The 18,122-nt window shown below is 39.7% G+C and carries 13 protein-coding genes; 8 read left to right on the plus strand and 5 right to left on the minus strand.

Translation table 11 applies throughout. The annotated features are described in order from the left end of the window. Positions 1-60 precede the first annotated feature (60 nt). The 3 genes from EHS13_RS09900 to EHS13_RS09910 all read left to right on the plus strand — a co-directional run bounded on the left by EHS13_RS09900 (position 61) and on the right by EHS13_RS09910 (position 6,518). Positions 61-1,728, plus strand: coding sequence for a type 2 periplasmic-binding domain-containing protein (locus EHS13_RS09900; RefSeq protein WP_405083554.1), 1,668 nt, complete (start codon positions 61-63; stop codon positions 1,726-1,728). 391 nt (positions 1,729-2,119) lie between these two features. Next, entirely contained in the window at positions 2,120-4,609 is a 2,490-nt protein-coding gene (locus EHS13_RS09905; protein WP_155700182.1) for a fibronectin type III domain-containing protein, read from the plus strand. Between the two features lie 202 nt (positions 4,610-4,811). Further along, positions 4,812-6,518: a type 2 periplasmic-binding domain-containing protein gene (locus tag EHS13_RS09910; RefSeq protein ID WP_155700183.1), complete on the plus strand. Its 1,707-nt coding sequence runs from the start codon at positions 4,812-4,814 to the stop codon at positions 6,516-6,518. A 43-nt stretch (positions 6,519-6,561) separates the two neighbouring features. On the opposite strand, the gene EHS13_RS09915 is transcribed toward EHS13_RS09910, so the two are convergent. After that, positions 6,562-8,190 (minus strand): response regulator transcription factor, encoded by a 1,629-nt coding sequence (locus EHS13_RS09915; RefSeq protein ID WP_155700184.1) that lies wholly within the window; start codon positions 8,188-8,190, stop codon positions 6,562-6,564. Positions 8,191-8,205: 15 nt separating this feature from the next. Beyond that, positions 8,206-9,936 carry a sensor histidine kinase gene (locus EHS13_RS09920; protein ID WP_155700185.1) on the minus strand — a complete coding sequence of 577 codons (1,731 nt, stop codon included), beginning with the start codon at positions 9,934-9,936 and terminating at the stop codon, positions 8,206-8,208. Positions 9,937-10,073: 137 nt separating this feature from the next. Here EHS13_RS09920 and EHS13_RS09925 point away from each other — a divergent pair, with 137 nt between their 5' ends. The 3 genes from EHS13_RS09925 to EHS13_RS09935 are packed head-to-tail and all read left to right on the plus strand — an operon-like array spanning position 10,074 to position 12,919. Next, positions 10,074-10,967 (plus strand): ABC transporter permease, encoded by an 894-nt coding sequence (locus EHS13_RS09925; RefSeq protein WP_155700186.1) that lies wholly within the window; start codon positions 10,074-10,076, stop codon positions 10,965-10,967. Positions 10,968-10,982: 15 nt separating this feature from the next. Continuing rightward, positions 10,983-11,861: a carbohydrate ABC transporter permease gene (locus tag EHS13_RS09930; protein ID WP_155700187.1), complete on the plus strand. Its 879-nt coding sequence runs from the start codon at positions 10,983-10,985 to the stop codon at positions 11,859-11,861. A gap of 17 nt (positions 11,862-11,878) precedes the next feature. Continuing rightward, positions 11,879-12,919 carry a serine hydrolase domain-containing protein gene (locus EHS13_RS09935; RefSeq protein WP_155700188.1) on the plus strand — a complete coding sequence of 347 codons (1,041 nt, stop codon included), beginning with the start codon at positions 11,879-11,881 and terminating at the stop codon, positions 12,917-12,919. 41 nt (positions 12,920-12,960) lie between these two features. Here EHS13_RS09935 and EHS13_RS37510 read toward each other — a convergent pair whose 3' ends face one another. The 3 genes from EHS13_RS37510 to EHS13_RS09950 all read right to left on the minus strand — a co-directional run bounded on the left by EHS13_RS37510 (position 12,961) and on the right by EHS13_RS09950 (position 14,344). After that, entirely contained in the window at positions 12,961-13,158 is a 198-nt protein-coding gene (locus tag EHS13_RS37510) for a helix-turn-helix domain-containing protein (RefSeq protein ID WP_162463042.1), read from the minus strand. A gap of 386 nt (positions 13,159-13,544) precedes the next feature. Beyond that, complete coding sequence (locus tag EHS13_RS09945; protein WP_227013874.1) at positions 13,545-13,760, minus strand: hypothetical protein; 216 nt, start codon at positions 13,758-13,760, stop codon at positions 13,545-13,547. Between the two features lie 14 nt (positions 13,761-13,774). Beyond that, positions 13,775-14,344 carry a hypothetical protein gene (locus EHS13_RS09950; RefSeq protein ID WP_227013875.1) on the minus strand — a complete coding sequence of 190 codons (570 nt, stop codon included), beginning with the start codon at positions 14,342-14,344 and terminating at the stop codon, positions 13,775-13,777. Between the two features lie 7 nt (positions 14,345-14,351). On the opposite strand from EHS13_RS09950, the gene EHS13_RS09955 reads away from it, so the two are divergent. Both EHS13_RS09955 and EHS13_RS37160 read left to right on the plus strand, forming a co-directional pair. Continuing rightward, entirely contained in the window at positions 14,352-14,543 is a 192-nt protein-coding gene (locus EHS13_RS09955; protein WP_227013876.1) for a hypothetical protein, read from the plus strand. A 324-nt stretch (positions 14,544-14,867) separates the two neighbouring features. After that, the gene (locus tag EHS13_RS37160; protein WP_155700192.1) at positions 14,868-18,053 is read left to right on the plus strand and encodes a chitobiase/beta-hexosaminidase C-terminal domain-containing protein; all 3,186 of its coding nucleotides are present in this window, start codon (positions 14,868-14,870) and stop codon (positions 18,051-18,053) included. Positions 18,054-18,122: the final 69 nt, after the last annotated feature.

The raw sequence follows: 18,122 nt of genomic DNA on the forward strand, positions 1-18,122 counted from the left end.
CAGCTGTGGAAATGTCATAATATTCACTAAAAATTATGGATGAAAAGGGAGAGGTTGCTATTGAAAAATTATTTAATGACTCTGACTGCAGCAGTTTTAGTATTTGGTATTATTGTATCAGGTTGCTCCAGTACTAAAAAAGATGCGGACAATACAGAGAATACGGCTGCAGCTACAAATGGTAGCGAATCCGCTAAAGTGGTAAATATAAGTGTTTTTGCACAGCAAGGCACGGATCAGGATTTGAAGACAAATTTGTTTACTAAAGTCGTCGAGGAAAAAACCAATGTCCATTTTGATTGGACGACAGTACCTTTTGATGGAGCAGCTGAAAAAAGGCAGATTTCGCTAGCTAGCGGAGATTACCCAGCCTTGTATATGCTTATTCCATGGGTTGATAAGTTCTCCCAAACGGATTTGATTCGTTTCGGCAACCAGGGTGTACTTGTCCCATTCAACGATTTGATCGCTAAATATGCGCCGAATATCCAAAAAGTCATAGAATCAAATGAGTACTATAAAGCAATGAATACTGCGCCTGACGGCAAGATATATGGCCTCAACCAATTAAATGAATGCTTCCATTGTTCATATCCCAATAAAATGTGGTTGAACACTAAATGGCTGAAACAGCTGAATCTTGAAGTGCCTAAAACGACCGAGGACTTTAAAAAAGTGTTGGAAGCATTTAAAACACAAGATCCAAATGGCAACGGCAAGAAGGATGAAGTTCCATTGAGCGGTTCCACAGAAATCTACGGTGTACATGTCATCCCGTATCTGATGAACGGATTTATTTATGACGATGACAGAACGTATCTGACCCTTAATGGCGGCAAGGTGGATATTGCAGCCAATAAGAATGAATGGAAAGAAGGCTTAACGTACATCAAGTCATTGTTTGATGAAGGCTTGATTGACCCGGGTGCATTCAGCCAAAATGCAGAAGCTTTTAAGAAAATTGGCGACAATGCAGATGCACAGCTTCTTGGTGCTGGTGTTGGCATGCATCCTGCCATTTTTGTTAATACAGCGCCAGGTAACAAATTCGGCAATGATTATAATCCTATTCCACCGTTGACTGGACCACATGCAGCGTATTCGACTTATGTCTATCCAGTCGATCCAGGAGCAACATTTGTCTTAACCAACAAAGCTAATGAAGAACAGCAAATAGCTGCAATTAAAATGCTGGACTATGTTTTCACTCAAGAAGGACAGCTTTTAGGTAATTATGGGGAAGAGAATATAGATTGGACAAAACCAAAAGCCGGAGATGTAGCGATTGAGAAAAGTGCAACGCCGATTTTTGCTACAATTGCTTTAAAAGATGGGGAAAAACCGCACAATAGCTCATGGGGTGCTTTAGCGCAATACAATCACAGCAAGGATTTTCGTAATGGATGGGTTCAAGCGACCGATATTTATGGATCAACGGGTTATGAGCGCAGACTTCAAGAAGCAACCAGTCTATATGACGGGCAACAGCCAGAAGAAGTATTTCCACATTGGGCTATTTGGATTGACCCTGCTGCATCTGACCAAGCGAGCATGATGCAAACGAATATTAAGGATTACATCGATCAGAATGCGCTTCAATTTGTAACAGGCGGGAAAAGCCTAGAGAAGGATTGGGATTCCTATATTAAAGGACTTGAAGCTTTAAACTTGAAAGGTTACTTGGAGATCATGCAGAAGGCGCTTGATTCATCAACTGCAACTAAGTAATAATCCCAATTCATTTAAAGCAGCCATGAAGACGTCTCTATCGAAGGATAGGACGTCTTTTCATGTAGGTCCTGTAAAAAAAGTATTAAAGGATTCCTCAGAGCAGATCCGCAAACAACTTATGTTTTCCGCTTTGATAACTGAGAACCATTCTTTCTGTTTGGGGACACGATGTAAATCAATTCGGCGCGCAATATTGCTATGTGGATGTTAGACGATGCTAAGAAACGTACGGCTTCATGCTGCGCGTTTTTTTATTGTATTAAAACATAAATGGACTATAAAAATGAAGAAAGTATTATATCTCGGAAAAAACAGTTGTTTTATAATTTATGTAAGCACTTACAAGAAATCAATAGGAGGTTAGATTTTTTTAAGAGGTGTAAGCGCGATGCTAAAATGGATTAAGGAAGGGATGAAAATAATGAAGGTCACACAATTATCAAAGCTTGCTGTAATTGGATCTGCAGTTGTTTGTGTTTTTATTCTATCAGGTAGTGGTGCTGCTCATGCAGCGAGAGATCCTTGGACTTCTCCATTCTCACAGAACAGCATATGGAATATGCCGATTGGTTCTAATGCTTCCTACCAATCCTTTGGGCATTTCCCAGTAGGCAGCTATGTTCATGCGGATCCAGAATATCATGTGAAGACTTACTCAACGGATCCAATCCGAAATATATATGGAGTTCCCAATTGGACTAGCAGATGCAGCGATACATCCAATCTACAAGGTACAATCAATATTCCTGATGATTTTATCGTTGCGGATGCGACAACAAATCCATACAGTACACCAAATAACGTTGCAGCTTTTCTAAAACCAGATGGACATACTCTTATTCAGTTAGAACCGCTAACTCGTTGTACCGCTGGAGGCAATGTTTTTGGGTATCGTTGGTCGACAGATTTGGATATTCAAGGGGAGGGAATAGGAGGAACCCATTGGGGCTCAGGACTATCTGCTATAGGTGGCTCCATTAGACATGGTGAACTCACAGGAACGGCCCCAATTAAGCATGCACTCAAATTAAATGTTTGGGGGAATTATCTATATTATAACAACTCGGATACTACCAAAGGCTATCGATGGCCAGCAGATCGATCAGATGCAGGTGCACCAAGTAACTATCACGGTACGAATCCGAAGATTGAAATGGGTGCTTTAATGGCAATTTCTCCAAGTGCTACGGAATCATCTCTAGGTTTACAAACAGTAGCAGGTAAAAAGCTGTTCCATGCACTTCAAGACTACGGGGCTTACATTGCTGATGATACGGGTTGGGATGCCTACGCTTTCAGTTTATCAGTTGAGGCTATGAATGAGTTCGAAGAAGTGAACGGATATTCTTTTAATCAAGGTTCTTCTGCAACGGGCAATTCAAAGGTATACTATGATGATTTTAATAAACTAATTACAAACTTATATGTAATCGACAACAACAGCTCCACCAATGTTGGCGGGGGAGGTACGCCGAGAGCTGTACTTGCCGATGCTGCATTTAGCGCGATGGATAACACAGCACCGAGTGTGCCAACTAATTTTCAGCTGACTAGTAAAACAACTAATTCAATTTCATTGTCATGGACAGCTAGTACGGATAATGTTCGCGTAATGGAATACGATATATTTAATGGAAGTCAACTCTTAGGATCTACTTATGGCAAAACTTCCTTGACTCTTAACAATTTAACTATAAACACAACTTATTTACTTAAGATAAGAGCAAGGGATACGGGACTGAATGCATCTGCTTTTACGACTCCTATATCTATGACGACTTATGATGGTTACTCTGAGAATTTTGATGATGGAGTTGCTCAGAATTGGAGTTTAGGAACGGGTACACTCGTGGAATATCAGAAGCTGAAAATGACCAACTGGGGAGGGACGACATCGGGGATTTATAGCAACCGCGTTTTCTCTGCACCTAACACAGGAAACAATTATGTCTATCGTGTGAAGCTGCAAACCGATGCTAGTGATAATAATGGGAAAACGAGGGTTTACTTCAATTATCTCGATACTAGCAATACGTATTACGTACAGTTAGGAGGAGGAACAAGCAATTCTGTTGAACTGAAAAAGGTAGTTGGCGGGATAGAAACAACTTTAGCATCGTATGGAGCTTATGAGATTAAAAACAACTCTTGGCCTAAGCTCGAAATTAAATATGAAAAAGGTGGATACATCACGGTCAAGGGTATTCGTGCTGGCACAACAACTACACTTTTTAATCTTGTTCAAGATACCTCCTTAACTTCTGGGAAAATTGGAGTTGGCGTATCAGGTACCCAATCTTTTGCAGAGGATGTTGAAGTTGTTATTAATGAGAATGCGGCTAGCCCTGCAGTTACGCCTTATGCTGAAAACTTTGATGATGGACTAGCGCAGAATTGGACACTCAGCAACGCTTCGGTCACATTCTCAAGGCTGCAGCTGACGAATTGGAGCGGTTTAGCGAGCGGTATCTATGATAATGCCACTTACTCTGGTGCATATACCTATAAGGCTGCACTTCAGACCGATGCAGGAGATAATAATGGAAAGACGAGAATTTACTTTAACTATACCAATACTAATAATACTTATTTTGTCCAGTTTGGCGGCGGAACAGTGAATACAGTTGAATTAAAGAAGGTTTTCGGAGGGGTGGAGTCTACGCTCGGGACTTACTCAGGAGCCTATACCATCAAGAATTGGGATTGGCCAAGCATAGAAATCACTTACAATAATGGATCTATGACCATTAAAGGGACACGAGGCACGACAGTGACCACACTATTCCAAAATGTAACAGACTCCACGTTAACTTCAGGTAAAATAGGAATAGGTTCATTAAATACACAGTCATTCGCAGAGAATATTAGTATCAATTGATTAGGCAATAGCTTTTGAGATGGCGGCAGGACTAATCTTGATGATTCTGTAATTAAGATAAGTCCTATCCGCCATCAACATGGATAATGAATGAACAATAGAATTCTATTAATCTCGAAATTGTTCTATATCCGTACGTAGCGTATTTCATTATGATTAATTTGTATCAAAAAAAAGTTTTATAATATAGGGAGGCAGAAAGATGAGTAAACTTAACAGAAAAATGATTCAAATTTTATTAATTGTTTTACTTGCATTTGTAAGCGCATGCTCCAGCAGCAAGGATGAAGGGACGAGTAAAGAAACCCCTGGAAACACGGCAACTTCCGTTAGTCCTCCTGTAGTTATGGATGGACCTCTACAGAAATATGAGAATACCGTCACTCTAACGACAACCAAAGTACTCGAAGGCGATGTGAAGTTTAAAGAAGGCGAAAGCATCGATAACAATGTCATCGATAAATCAATTGAGCAAGATCTGAATATTAAGATGAAGTACTTGTGGACTGCTTCAAACATGCCTGAATTAATTGAAAAGATTCGTTTGGCGCTATCAGCCAATCAAGAATTGCCAGATATGCTGGCTATATCTGATCCACTTCTATTGAGTCAATTGGTAAAATCAGGTAAGTATCAGGAAGTAGGTCCACTGTTTGAAAAATATGCAATAGATAATTGGAAAAAAGGGTACGAAAATCATAGTGAGCTATGGAATGGTGTAACAGTGGATGGAAAGAAGTATGCACTGCCGAGCTTCAATATGGTTGGTCGCGGAAATGTGATGTGGATACGTCAAGATTGGCTGACTAAATTAAATTTAAAAGCCCCAACAACAATTGCTGAACTAGAAACAGTGATGGATGCTTTCACAAATCTAGATCCAGACGGAAATAATAAGAAGGATACCTATGGATTAGCCTTAGCTCTTAAAGATATGGGTGTTAATGCAACTTGGATGGGCAGTCCGGATTTTGTATTCGCTGCAGATGGAGTTATACCAACCGATAATTTCTGGACTAAAGATAAGGACGGCCAAGCTTACCAACCACTATTGTCCCCAGCTGCAAAGAATGGTTTAGGCAAGCTGCAGGAGTGGATGAAGAAAGGCTACTTCCCTAAAGACAGCGGTATTTATGATAATAACAAGGCTATCGAGCTGTTTAACAGTGGAAAGGCTGGTATTACATTTGGTGCTTACTGGTTGTCTGTTTGGCCTTTTCCAGACTTAATCAAAAATGTACCCGGTTCAGAGTTCAAAGCGTACCCTTATCCATCCGGTACAGATGGGACCTATAAAGTAGCCCAAGAAAGTCCAACAAATGGGATGAATGTATTAATAAAGAAAGATATGGAGCATCCCGAAGCTGTAATTAAATACATGAATTGGTTTTATAAAAACTATTTAGAGCCAGATGTAGGTACTAAATATGAATTTGGTCTTGCTGAAGGTTATGATTGGGCAACTGTTGATGGCAAACCGACCAATGATAAAAGCAAAGTGCCCAATTATATGGATGCAGTCCGCATTAGTGTACCTAAAGATTTCGTTTACCCGGATGCATGGGTTGATATGATGCGCAAATTTACAGCGGGTGAAAAACCAGTAACTCCGATGGAAACCAAACAATTTGGTGGTGAGGACGCGAAGAGTCTTGAAGGAGCTAAAATATTACTAGATGGAATCGATAAAGGATACCAGTTACCTCCTATTATTGGTATTCCAACGACCAAGACGATGATGTCCAAACAATCGATGCTGGACAAAATGAGAAAAGAGACTTTAACTAAAATCATTTATGGAGCAGCACCAGTAGATGACTATGATAAATTCCTAGAAGACTATAATAATGCAGGGTATAAAGACATCGTGGCAGAAGTTAACGATTGGTATAAAACATCAACTAAATAATGAAAAAGCCACTTGGTCCCTTTGGATCTGGTGGCTTTTCTCTTTATATAGTAACGGATTGAATCCTATACTCCTGCGGGGTTACATTAAAATGTTTTTTAAACATTTTGATGTAATAAGAAGTGTTCTGGTAACCAATTAGTTCGCATATTTCTTGGATTTTATAATGAGTATTCGTTAGATAATAAGCAGATTTGTCCATCCGCAGCCGATAAATATAGTCGCTTATATTTTCACCGGTTTCTAATTTATAGAGCTTAGATAGGTACCCCGGATTTAAGTAAACCTCATCTGCAATAGCTTGCAGGGATACGTCTTCAGCTAGTCTATGCTCCACAAACTGCTGTACTCGATTAATGATTATGGTATTAGTATTCCTGTTATCTTGATCGAGATCTTCTCTAATAAGTCCCAAGACATCCTTTGCCCAATTGCGAAAATGTTCAAGCGAGCGCCTTTGATAGGCTTCTAACTCTAGTTGCTTCAAACCAACGATATGGATAAGCTGTTTACCGCTTTTATGAGCAATATAATTAAAAGAGGACAGTAGAGAGTAGTAGACTTCATTTATATGCTCAAGTGAATCATTCCATTTGTTCGCAAGCTCGTTCATAATTTGATCTACTTTTATTGCTGCTTCTTCCCAACGTCCTGCTTCAAGCAGTTGGTTAAGCATGGGAGGTTCATAAAGACACTGCAAAGATTGAATGCGCACCTTCTGCGAGGAGATATCGACCGTTTTGAAGATCCCGGAATTACCTTTGATCATTTTGCGCATTTCATACAGCATGATTTCATAGACATCAGATAGGTTCTCAGACAAGCCCGTCCAATTGCTTAAGAGGATAGTAATATTCCCGGTTAAATACAATTCAACATTATGCTGCAATTCTTCTGCTCTGAGCTCTAGGAGTTCATTATCGCTCATTGATTGTTCTGTTGGATTCATCGATTTTCCCTTTAACAGGACAACTAAATATTCATGGCTATCTTTGCCATACCACATATCATAATCAGCACTCATGATTTCTTCAGTAATGTTAAAGACAGCATACTCGAATAAGCTCATGCTTTGTTTATTATAATTCAGAAAGTGTCCTTCCATTCGAATAAGCAACATACAGATGCGACTTTCAGCGGTAAAAGGGAGTTTGAGCATCTCGAGTTTTTCAGCAAACGCGAGCGATTCCATTTTACGTCCTTGAAGGAGATCCTGGAGTAAATTATTACGCAGTAGAGGTAAATGCTCACGTAGCGTATTGGATGCTCTTTGATAGGAGCTAATATCGTCCCATTCTGCTTTCAACTGTGCAATAAGCCGTTTCACAGTACTAATAAGCTCATCATTACTAACAGGTTTAAGTAAGTAATCGAAAACTTGGGAACGCATGGCTTCTTGAGCATAGTCAAATTCAGCATAACCAGTTAGGAGAATACACTTTGTACGAAATTTGACAGCGGTGATCTTTTTAATTAATTCAAGTCCACTCATGCCGGGCATGCGAATATCGGTAATGACGATATCAATTTGTCCCAGCTTGAAAATTTCAAAAGCTTCTAAACCTGAATAGGCTCTATGAACAGCACTAACACCAAGTTCTTCCCAAGGAATACGTATGGATAATGCATCTACAACGGACGTTTCATCATCTACTAACAAAACTTGAACCATATTGATAATCTCCTTTTATAATCTCTTTTTAAGATTCCATCGCACAATAAACTGCATGCCTCCGTCTTTCGATAGATGAATATCTAATCCAGCAGATTCCCCAAACTGAAGTGCGAAGCGCTGGTGAACGTTCCACACCCCATATCCCATTTCTTCTTGATGCTCCTGCAATAATGTCCCTTTTAATTTCTCAAGCTCATTTACTGACATTCCGCGTCCATTGTCTTCAATAATAATCATGAATTCATTATTTGTAGAAATTCCTTTCACATGAATATACCCTTGTTCAGGACGAGAATCAATTCCGTGGATGACTGCATTTTCCACAATAGGCTGTAAGGCTAGTCGCGGAATTTCCAAATCAAGCATCTCTTCAGGAATCTCAATTTCGTAAGATAATCGCTTTATTCTTAGTTGCTGAATATTTAAATAGTTTTTAATTAATTGGATTTCTTCCCTTACAGTGGCTGATTGCTTGTCTATCCGCGTGGTATAACGAAAATACTCTCCCAGGTTTAAAGACATGGCGACTACAGCTTCTTCATCTCCTAAAGTAGCCATGTTCATAATGTAGAAGAGGCAGTTATACAGAAAATGAGGGTTGATTTGCGATTGAAGCTGCTTAAATTTAGCTTCTCTAGAGTGAATTTGCTCTGCGTAAACCTGCTCGATTAGCGTTTGTATTTCAGTTGCCATCTGGTTGAAGTTAGTTAGTAGATAGCCGAATTCATTATTATCCTGATGTTCAAGACGTATCGAATAATCTCCCTGTCTGACTCGGCGGACACCTACTAGCAGCTTGCCCATAGGGATTTGAATATAGCGATAGAGCCATAAGGACGCCGCGACACCCATTAGAATTAGAATGGCGATGGATATATAGAATAAGTTGCGGTTTTTTGTTATCGGGGAAAGAATAGCATTAATCGGTACAACATCGATCGCATACCAATTGATCCCTTTTAATATAAGGGCATTCAGCAAGTACTCCTGATTGTTTACAACTACAAGTTTATTTTGTACGGGACCTTTCAAATTCTCTTTTAAATAATCAATAAAACCTTGTCTATCATGTTGAGGATCCGATGTCCCAGTAATAGCGGGGTGCATTTCCTGATAGAGGAAAGTTTCACCTTGCTTGTTTTTATTGAATTCAAACAGCATGTCCTCGAGTATGGCAATTGAGAAATAAGTTTTTGTAATCTGTTGGACGTTTGTGCTGTCTGCTAAATAAGGATCAACAACAAAATGTGAGAAACGTGGTTTCCCAATAGCCCCCGATTTTGCCTCTTCATATATCCATGATGGGTTGCTTGGGTTGACTATCGTCTTGACATCAAATTTGTTAATGGAAGAAAGCGAATCAGGCACGATTCTATTGGCATGGGGATAATAAACGACTAATTGGTTGCTCCATTTGCTGGACAGCTGCTGAAGTCTTAGCTTTTGCTCGACTGCGTTAACGGATGATATCTCTGCATAGGATGAAAAATCATCTCTGGATTGTAGAGATTGAACTGAATAATCACGGCTAATCACACCGGCAAGCACACTTAGTTGATTGGTTTCATCTTCGATCTGGTTGGTGAAAAAAGTCAGCCGATTCAAGTTCAACTCTTGTACTTGTGATTTGATTAGGTTAACGCTTGTCCTATTGGAATATAAGTATAAGATTACGATCGGTAATAGAATGAAAAATAAAAGTAAGAGGAGTTTCGTGAATACATTTGATTTAACCTGGGGCATTTTCTTGCTCCTCCTGAAAAGTAGTGAACAAAACGTTATGAATAACCAAATCCTTTTCTATATCCTCCAGGTGGAAGGAAATATAATAATAGTATACACCAGATATTAATGGATTTAGAAAGAAGGAGAGAATATTTATGTCATCTAGAAGTAACAACGGCTGGTTATATCTTATGCTGCTGCCTGCAGTGATCTTAACTTTTGTTTTTTCGTACTTGCCTATAGGTGGGTTGGTTATGGCCTTCCAGGATTATCAGCCTTGGCTTGGTTTTACAAAATCGCCATGGGTTGGTTTGGAGCAATTTCGCACCATATTTGAATTCCCTGATGCAGTGCAAGTTATATGGAACACGGTTTTTATTGCTGCATTTAAAATTATTGCAGGTCTTTTTGTCCCTTTTTTCTTTGCTCTATTACTCAATGAAGTGCGTGTTCAGTCATTTAAGAGATCTGTGCAAACACTTGTTTACCTACCGCATTTTCTATCTTGGGTTGTTCTTGGTGGTATTCTAGTGGATGTATTGTCACCTTCAGGAGGGATATTAAACCGTTTTCTTGGGGTCATTGGTATAGAACCGATCTTCTTTCTTGGTAACGGGAACTGGTTCAGAGCGACTGTGATTATCAGTGACGTATGGAAAGAATTTGGTTTCTCTACCATTGTCTATCTAGCCGCTTTAGCAGGGATTAATCCTTCTCTCTATGAAGCCGCTGAATCAGATGGAGCAAGTCGGTTCCAACAAACCGTACATGTTACGATACCTTCATTAATACCGATTATGATTGTGCTTGGCACATTATCCTTAGGCAGTATTCTCAATGCTGGATTTGACCAAATCTTCAATCTCTATAGCTCGCTTGTATACAGTAAAGGCGATATTATCGATACCTACGTTTATAGAATGGGTATACAGAGCGGTCAGTTAAGTTTTGGTGCCGCATTTGGATTTTTTAAATCGGTTATATCCACCCTGTTAATCGTCTTTTCATACCGAATGGCTTATAAATATGGCAACTACAAGATTTTCTAAAAAGGAGAGAAACCTGTGTATTATAAAACAGCCCCATATCGCGTCTTTACGATCTTTAATACTGTTTTTGTTGGTTTCATAAGCTTACTTTGCATATTGCCCATGATACATATCCTGGCAGTCTCATTCAGTGATAAAGCTGCAGTAAGCGGTAACCTGGTAAACTTCTGGCCGATTGGCTTCAACCTGGACGCCTATGATAAGACGATAGCCAATCACCTGTTTATTTCGTCACTTTGGATTTCGGTTAAAAGAGTGATCTTTGGTACACTTTTAAGTATGATCGTTGTCATTCTAGCTGCCTATCCCCTTTCCAAGGAATCGGGGGTGCTTAAAGCAAGAGCGACCTTTGCCTGGTATTTTGTTTTTACAATGCTTTTTAGCGGAGGTCTTGTGCCTTCTTATATTTTGGTTTCCAAGCTGCACCTGAACAATACCATGTGGGCGCTTATTCTCCCGGGTGCTGTAAGTGTATGGAATATGATTCTGTTAATGAATTTCTTTCGTAATGTACCTAAGGAGCTAGAGGAAGCAGCTTTAATAGATGGAGCCAATCAGCTTCAAACTTTATGGAAAATTTATCTGCCGATTTCAATGCCTGCTTTGGCAACGTTATCTCTATTCACCTTGGTGGGACATTGGAATTCATGGTTTGATGGCCTAATATATATGACACGTCCTGAAAATTACCCCTTAGCCACATATTTGCAGACAGTTGTAGTCAGTCATAACCTAAAGGATTTAATTACAAACGTTAATGATGCGGCGAAGCTAACTCAGCGTTCCGTTCAGGCTGCGCAAATTTTTATAGCCTCCATTCCAATTTTGCTCGTATATCCCTTCTTACAAAGGTATTTTGTTAAAGGAATGGTGCTTGGTGCAGTTAAGGAATAGTTAGGGGGAAATGAACATTGTCCAATCATGTAATACAACATATAGAGAAGCTTAGGGAACAAGAGGTTTTGTCCTGTTGCTCGGTGAGTGTATCGAGAAATAGCATAAAAGTATTCGATTATGCAGCAGGTTATGCATTTCCTGGTTCGCGCAAGGAGGTGACGAAGAAAACTCGGTTCAATATCGGATCCATCACAAAACCCATTACGGCATCATTGCTGATTATGCTTGTGGAAAAAGGAAGGATCGCATTACATGATTCAATAGATCGATATATACCGGGGTTTAAATTTCCCAATATAACAATACTACAGATGATGACTCATATTTCCGGTTTCGATGGCAATACCCAATTTGACTGGCCAAAAATAGGGGAAAGGAAAGCATACTATTCCCGACTATATGACATTGGAGAACTTAAAAATAGACCGGGCGAAGTAAACGAATATTTTTCTCATGGCTATTCTATCTTGACAGACATTCTGGAGAGGGTTACGGGTGAATCCATAGAATCTTATGCTAGGCGGAACTTGTTCGAGCCTTTAGGGATGCTGCGAACGACATTCGACAGTCAGATGGCAGAATCCGAGGATTATGTGTTACCATTACATCAAGAGACCATGTTGCCTGAGACTAATTTGTCTGAATTGGACATAACGGGTGACAGTGGATTATATTCCACAGCAGAGGATTTACTGCGCTTTGGTAATATGTTGCTGCAAGGAGGAACATGGTCTGGTAAAAGATTATTTTCTATACCAGCTGTTAGACTCATGTTTCAAGAATCGACCGGTAATAGATTTGGTCGAACGCCAGCTTTCTGGATTAAGACGAAAACGGATATGCAGGACACAACGAATGTGGATGTGTTTCGGTGCTTTAGTGATTTAGCTTCTCCAGCGACAGTTGGACATAATGGGTTTAGCGGCTGCATGTTTTTTTTAGATCCCACAATCAATCTTACGGCTGTCATTCTAACAAACAGTCGTAGATTGCATGCGGATGGGAAAAATTATGCCAAATGGGGGAGCGTTATTTTAAGTTCCTTAGGAAATTAAAGTCATTAATAAACCGAGCAGACTCGTCATTGGGTTTGCTCTTATTTATGAATTCTTCCGATAATTAGTTGGTGTAACTCCGTTAAGCCAACTTGCTCCGAAATTTCAGCAATGGAGAGCTCAGATTGGAGCAGCAATTCCTTGGCTTTAGTTATACGGGCATTGGTAACGCAATCCAATATGGACTTAAGTGTATATTGTTTAAAGAGTCTTGCAAGGTATTTTGGGGAGAGCTCCAACCTCCCAGCAATTGAGTCTAAGGATAATGGGGGGGTTACATAATCACTATTAATAATTTCATAGACTTTATCTATTTACTATCTCTACTTTGTTCAAATTAACTGAAAAGCTCAAGAGAATTTCATTATCAGGATCATTGTTTCTTTGGATGGTTTGGACTGCATTTTGAATGGTATAGGATAAAAGCGATAAACACATATTTATCGAGTTAAATGAATAAGTAGATACTTCATCTACCATGGAAAGGTAAATTTGATTGGCCTCACATGTAGATTTTAGTGTTTAGTTCATGGATAACGTTCGCATAGAGAATGCATCCGTGGCCATTAACAAGTCTATAGCTGGTTAAATCAAGGGCTTCTTTAAACATGTTGTTGACTGTTTCTTAATTCATGCTTTCCGAGCTGACCATGATCGAGATAGAAAGCTTTAAATAGGTATTTAACGCATTTTGAACCTCTGGCAATATTCTTTTGAGTGAGGAATCGTTTAAGTCAGCAAAAGAAGTGCTCATATTAAGCAAGACTACAATTTGATCATTCTCCATATAAAAAGCTTCCGTATTATAGTGCTGGGAACAGATTTCAGAAGTAATGTTCATGTTGGAGAATCGCATCAAGTTTCGTTGCTTAAAATTAAAGCGTTTGGAAACTCGGCGTAATTATCAATTTTGAGAATTAACAGCACATAGCTGCCTTGCAAGCTAATGGTCACACCAAACTGATTAAATAGCTCCTGAAGTGCCTCAGAGCGGATAGTTTTACTGTTTTGCACAAAATTCATCAGCATTTCGCGCTTTAGTATCTCCTTATTATTGGGTTTTTCGGACTCTAGAGTCGTTAGCTTGGATGAGATGGATAGGAAAGGCATATATAATCGCCTGCTTACTATCAATGAGGTGATTATTCCTAATAAAAGAATCCCACCCGCAATGTAGAAGGTTTTCACCTTCAAATTGTTGATCCCCCTGACAATGGTATTGTAAGGGGTTATTTTTATATAGCGCCAGCCAAATGCATCCGGCTCCGTGTAAATGACCAATGATTTAATACCATCAATATTTTCTAAGAAGTAATTAGATGAACTTGGATGAATATTAATAGTTTTCACAAAGTTTTGTTTGGAGAGATCTTTCATCATGGCATATTTCCATGTAGCAGAGATCAACTGGCTTTTGTCATCCATAATAAAGATGTTAGTAGATAAGCTGGATAACTGGCTGGAAATGATTTTATGCAGCCATGTTTCCGAGAAATTAAGAATAATCATGCTTCTGTTATTGCTAATTTGGCTAGGACCGCCATTTGATGAGTATAAAGCATTGGCAACACCGGACATTTTATTCGGTTTTACGTTTGATCATACAGCAATTAAACCCGAATAAAGGTTTGTTAATCTAGTTGAGATTACAATAGAGGACCACGGGATAATTATCTTTTGTTGTAGATAATTGGCGTGAATTCTTTTAAGAGTTCACCTTTTTTTTATTTCGTTGAATATTCTTATTTTTCGTTGCTGGGAGAGATAGATATTCAAAAAAATGAATTTTATACTAAAAATGTATAAGAATAAATGGTGATTAAGGGAATTTAATGAGAAGTGGAGGTGTAATAATATAAGCTTTTTATAAGGTTATGGTGAACAATTTTTACTCAAGACTACCATTTATTCTTGTATCGATTTTAGAATAACAAGGAGGCAAATTATTTTGGATAATAATAACATGGTTAGATTGAGGTTTTTTTCAGGTTGGATGGTTTTTGTTCTGTTATTAAGTCTGGTTTTAGGAAGTGTTGGTATCCAACAAGCAAGTGCTGCTTTTGGAGCGTCCACAAGATATCAGGCGGAAACAAGTAACTTAGCAAACGTCACTGTAGCATCTACCAACACCGGTTATTCTGGATCAGGTTATGTAACTGGTTTTACGAGTCAATGGTCACAGATCGGTTTCGATAAGTCAGTAAGCTCGTCAATTGCAGCAAAGCTAGATATCCGGTATGCCAATGCGACAGGAGGAACAGTGACGAATTTATCATTATTTGTTGGCAGTAATAAAATTCAGGGATTGGTACTTCCGGTAACCGCATCCTGGAGTACTTGGAGCACTATAACAGTTACTTTCACTATCCCAGCTGGTTATCAAAACATAAGAATCAAAAGTGAAACTGACATAGCATCGTCCGCTAATATAGATTATATGGACTTATCCATTGATGACGGCACTGGAACACCAACACCAACGCCAACAGCTACACCAACTCCATCGGCGACACCTTCACCTACTCCAGTACCAACTATAGTAGTGACACCTGTGTTTAATCCAGCGGCAGGTACTTATGCTTCAGCACAATCCGTGACGATCAGCACAACTACATCAGGTGCTACTATCCGTTACACTGTAGATGGAACCACACCAACAACAGCTTCTACAGCTTATACTTCAGCAATAAGTGTAGCATCTACCAAAACTTTAAAGGCTATAGCCATTAAACCAGGCATGACCAATTCGGCTGTTGCAACAGCGCTATACACTATTAATACGACTACTCCAACACCGACACCAACAGCCCCTCCAGTGGGCACAACCAAATACGAAGCTGAGAATGCGGCTTTGTCAGGTGGAGCTGTGTTCAACAACGGAAACTCTGGTTATTCGGGAACTGGATTTGTCGAAGGCTATATTTATAATGCCAATGCAAGAACCGATTTTACTGTCAATGTCGGTACAGCTGGAAGCCGAAATATCACGCTACACTATTCTGCTGGATATGGAACGGTATCTTCGCTGGACTTAATCGTCAACAGCATCACAATCCGAACATTAAATCTTGGGGGTACCGGAAGCTGGAACTCATGGGCGGATGATGTAGAGAGCATCAACCTAAACAGTGGTGTGAATACGATTTCTTTTAAAAGCAACCAATCTGCAAACAATGTAGCGAATCTAGATTATCTCTCCATTCAGGCAGATCCTGTGCCTATACCTGGGGCCTTCAACCAAACAGCACCGGTCAACGGATCCACAGGAGTGAATGTAACGCCAAGCTTCACATGGGGAAGCTCATCTAATGCTGCTAGTTATACGTTGGTTGTATCAACAAACAGCTCTTTTACCAGTCCAGCAATTAATTTAAGCGGATTAACTACTAATAGTTATTCTCCTAATACAGCATTATCTGCTAATACTCTGTATTACTGGAAAGTAACTGCAATAAATGCGAGTGGTTCAAAATTAGCCACTAATTCAGGAATTTCATTTACAACAGGTGCGGCACCAACGCCTACTCCCGTGCCAACAGCTACACCAACACCTGCACCAACACCAACGCCAGTACCTGGTTCAACTTTCTACATCTCGCCAAGTGGCAACGATTCCACGGGCACTGGAACGAATGGAAACCCATGGAAGTCATTGGCTTATGCGGCCGCTCATGTTCCAGCAGGACTAGGCAATACGATATATTTAAAGGCAGGAATCTATTATGAAACTGTCGCAACTATTCTGCCTCTTGGTGTTAATATCCAAGGTGCGGGAGAAAGTACAACTACAGTTACTTCAAATGGTGCCATACCTGCCCCTGGAGTCGATCAGGGCTCAGCGGATTGGAAGCTTTGGTATGAGGGCACTTTGATTCAGCTTACCTCTCCAGGATATTCCGGTGCCAATCCTAGATATGGAGCTCCTGAGACCATGGTTAATTCGGCTAACGGCAATCAGACCCTAAGCGGTTTTACTATTGACGGTAATAATAAACAGATTAAAGCTGGAGTATGGGTAGAAAATCGCAATAACGTTACGATGCATCATGTGACCTTTAACAACCTGCAAATGCGAGGAGCTGTATTTGGTCGCAGCGATATGTACTGGTATATTCCTCTTCCAGATGGCAAGTGGATGTACAATACTACCATTTACAATTGTACCTTTACTAACTCAGGCTCGCAGCAAGGCAGCGAAACCTTAGGTAACTTAAACATAGCTGGATTAGATGGAGCGGATATTTACAATATTACGATCAATGATACGATGGGGTATGGCATCAAGTTCATTTTTGTTGGTCATTACAGAAACGTGAAGATTCACGATACTACAATTAATGTTAACGAAACAGATGCACAGTGGGGCGAGAAAATTTCCATTGAGCTGTGGAATCTCCATTATGGCAATGAAGTTTATAACATTACCTGCAATACGTGGATGTCATTCGTCAATCATGCCCAAATGACTGCTTATCAGCCAGTTGGGACGGCTACGAATAACCTGAAGGTTCACCATGTGCGGATGGTTGATCAGGACGGTTCAAGCGGTAAAGAATCGATTGAAGCCGCGCTTAGCGGTGTTGAAATTTATGACACTTATATTCAAGATAAAGGTTTTGGAATCGCTATTTGGCGCGGAGGAGGCAGCTATGAGCTGAAAAATTATATTATTCGTAATAATATATTTGCTAATGTTAATCGCACGCCTGGTTTTGGCTTTGGGAATAGCGCTGCTGTATTTGTCCCGGATGCTGCCAGTAATATCAAGATTTACAATAATGTCTTCGATCATATGGGGAATGGACTAAATCTTAATTCCGCAAGCGGTGTGGATATTAAAAACAATGTGTTTATTAATACTGAGGGAGCAGATGTTGAGAATGGCAGCGGAGTTACTTTTATGAACAATCTTAAATACCATACGAATCCGCAAAAAGCAAGCTTTGTTATGGTAAATGGACCCACATTAGGTACAGGGAATATCCTTGGTCTTCCAGGTTTTAAGAATACAGGAAACCGTTGGGATACCTACTATCAATCGGCTTCAGCAAGCAGCTTGGTAGTCAATAATGGGGTGAATGTGGGACTTCCTTACAATGGAACTGCTCCTGATATTGGACGCTGGGAGAATTAAAATTACTCTCAGAATAAACAAATAGTTAATCTGCCGTTCTTTGCCAGTGATGGTTGAGGAGCGGCTTTT

It is taken from the genome of Paenibacillus psychroresistens, from assembly GCF_009728935.1.
GTDB classification, from domain to species: domain Bacteria; phylum Bacillota; class Bacilli; order Paenibacillales; family NBRC-103111; genus Paenibacillus_AC; species Paenibacillus_AC psychroresistens.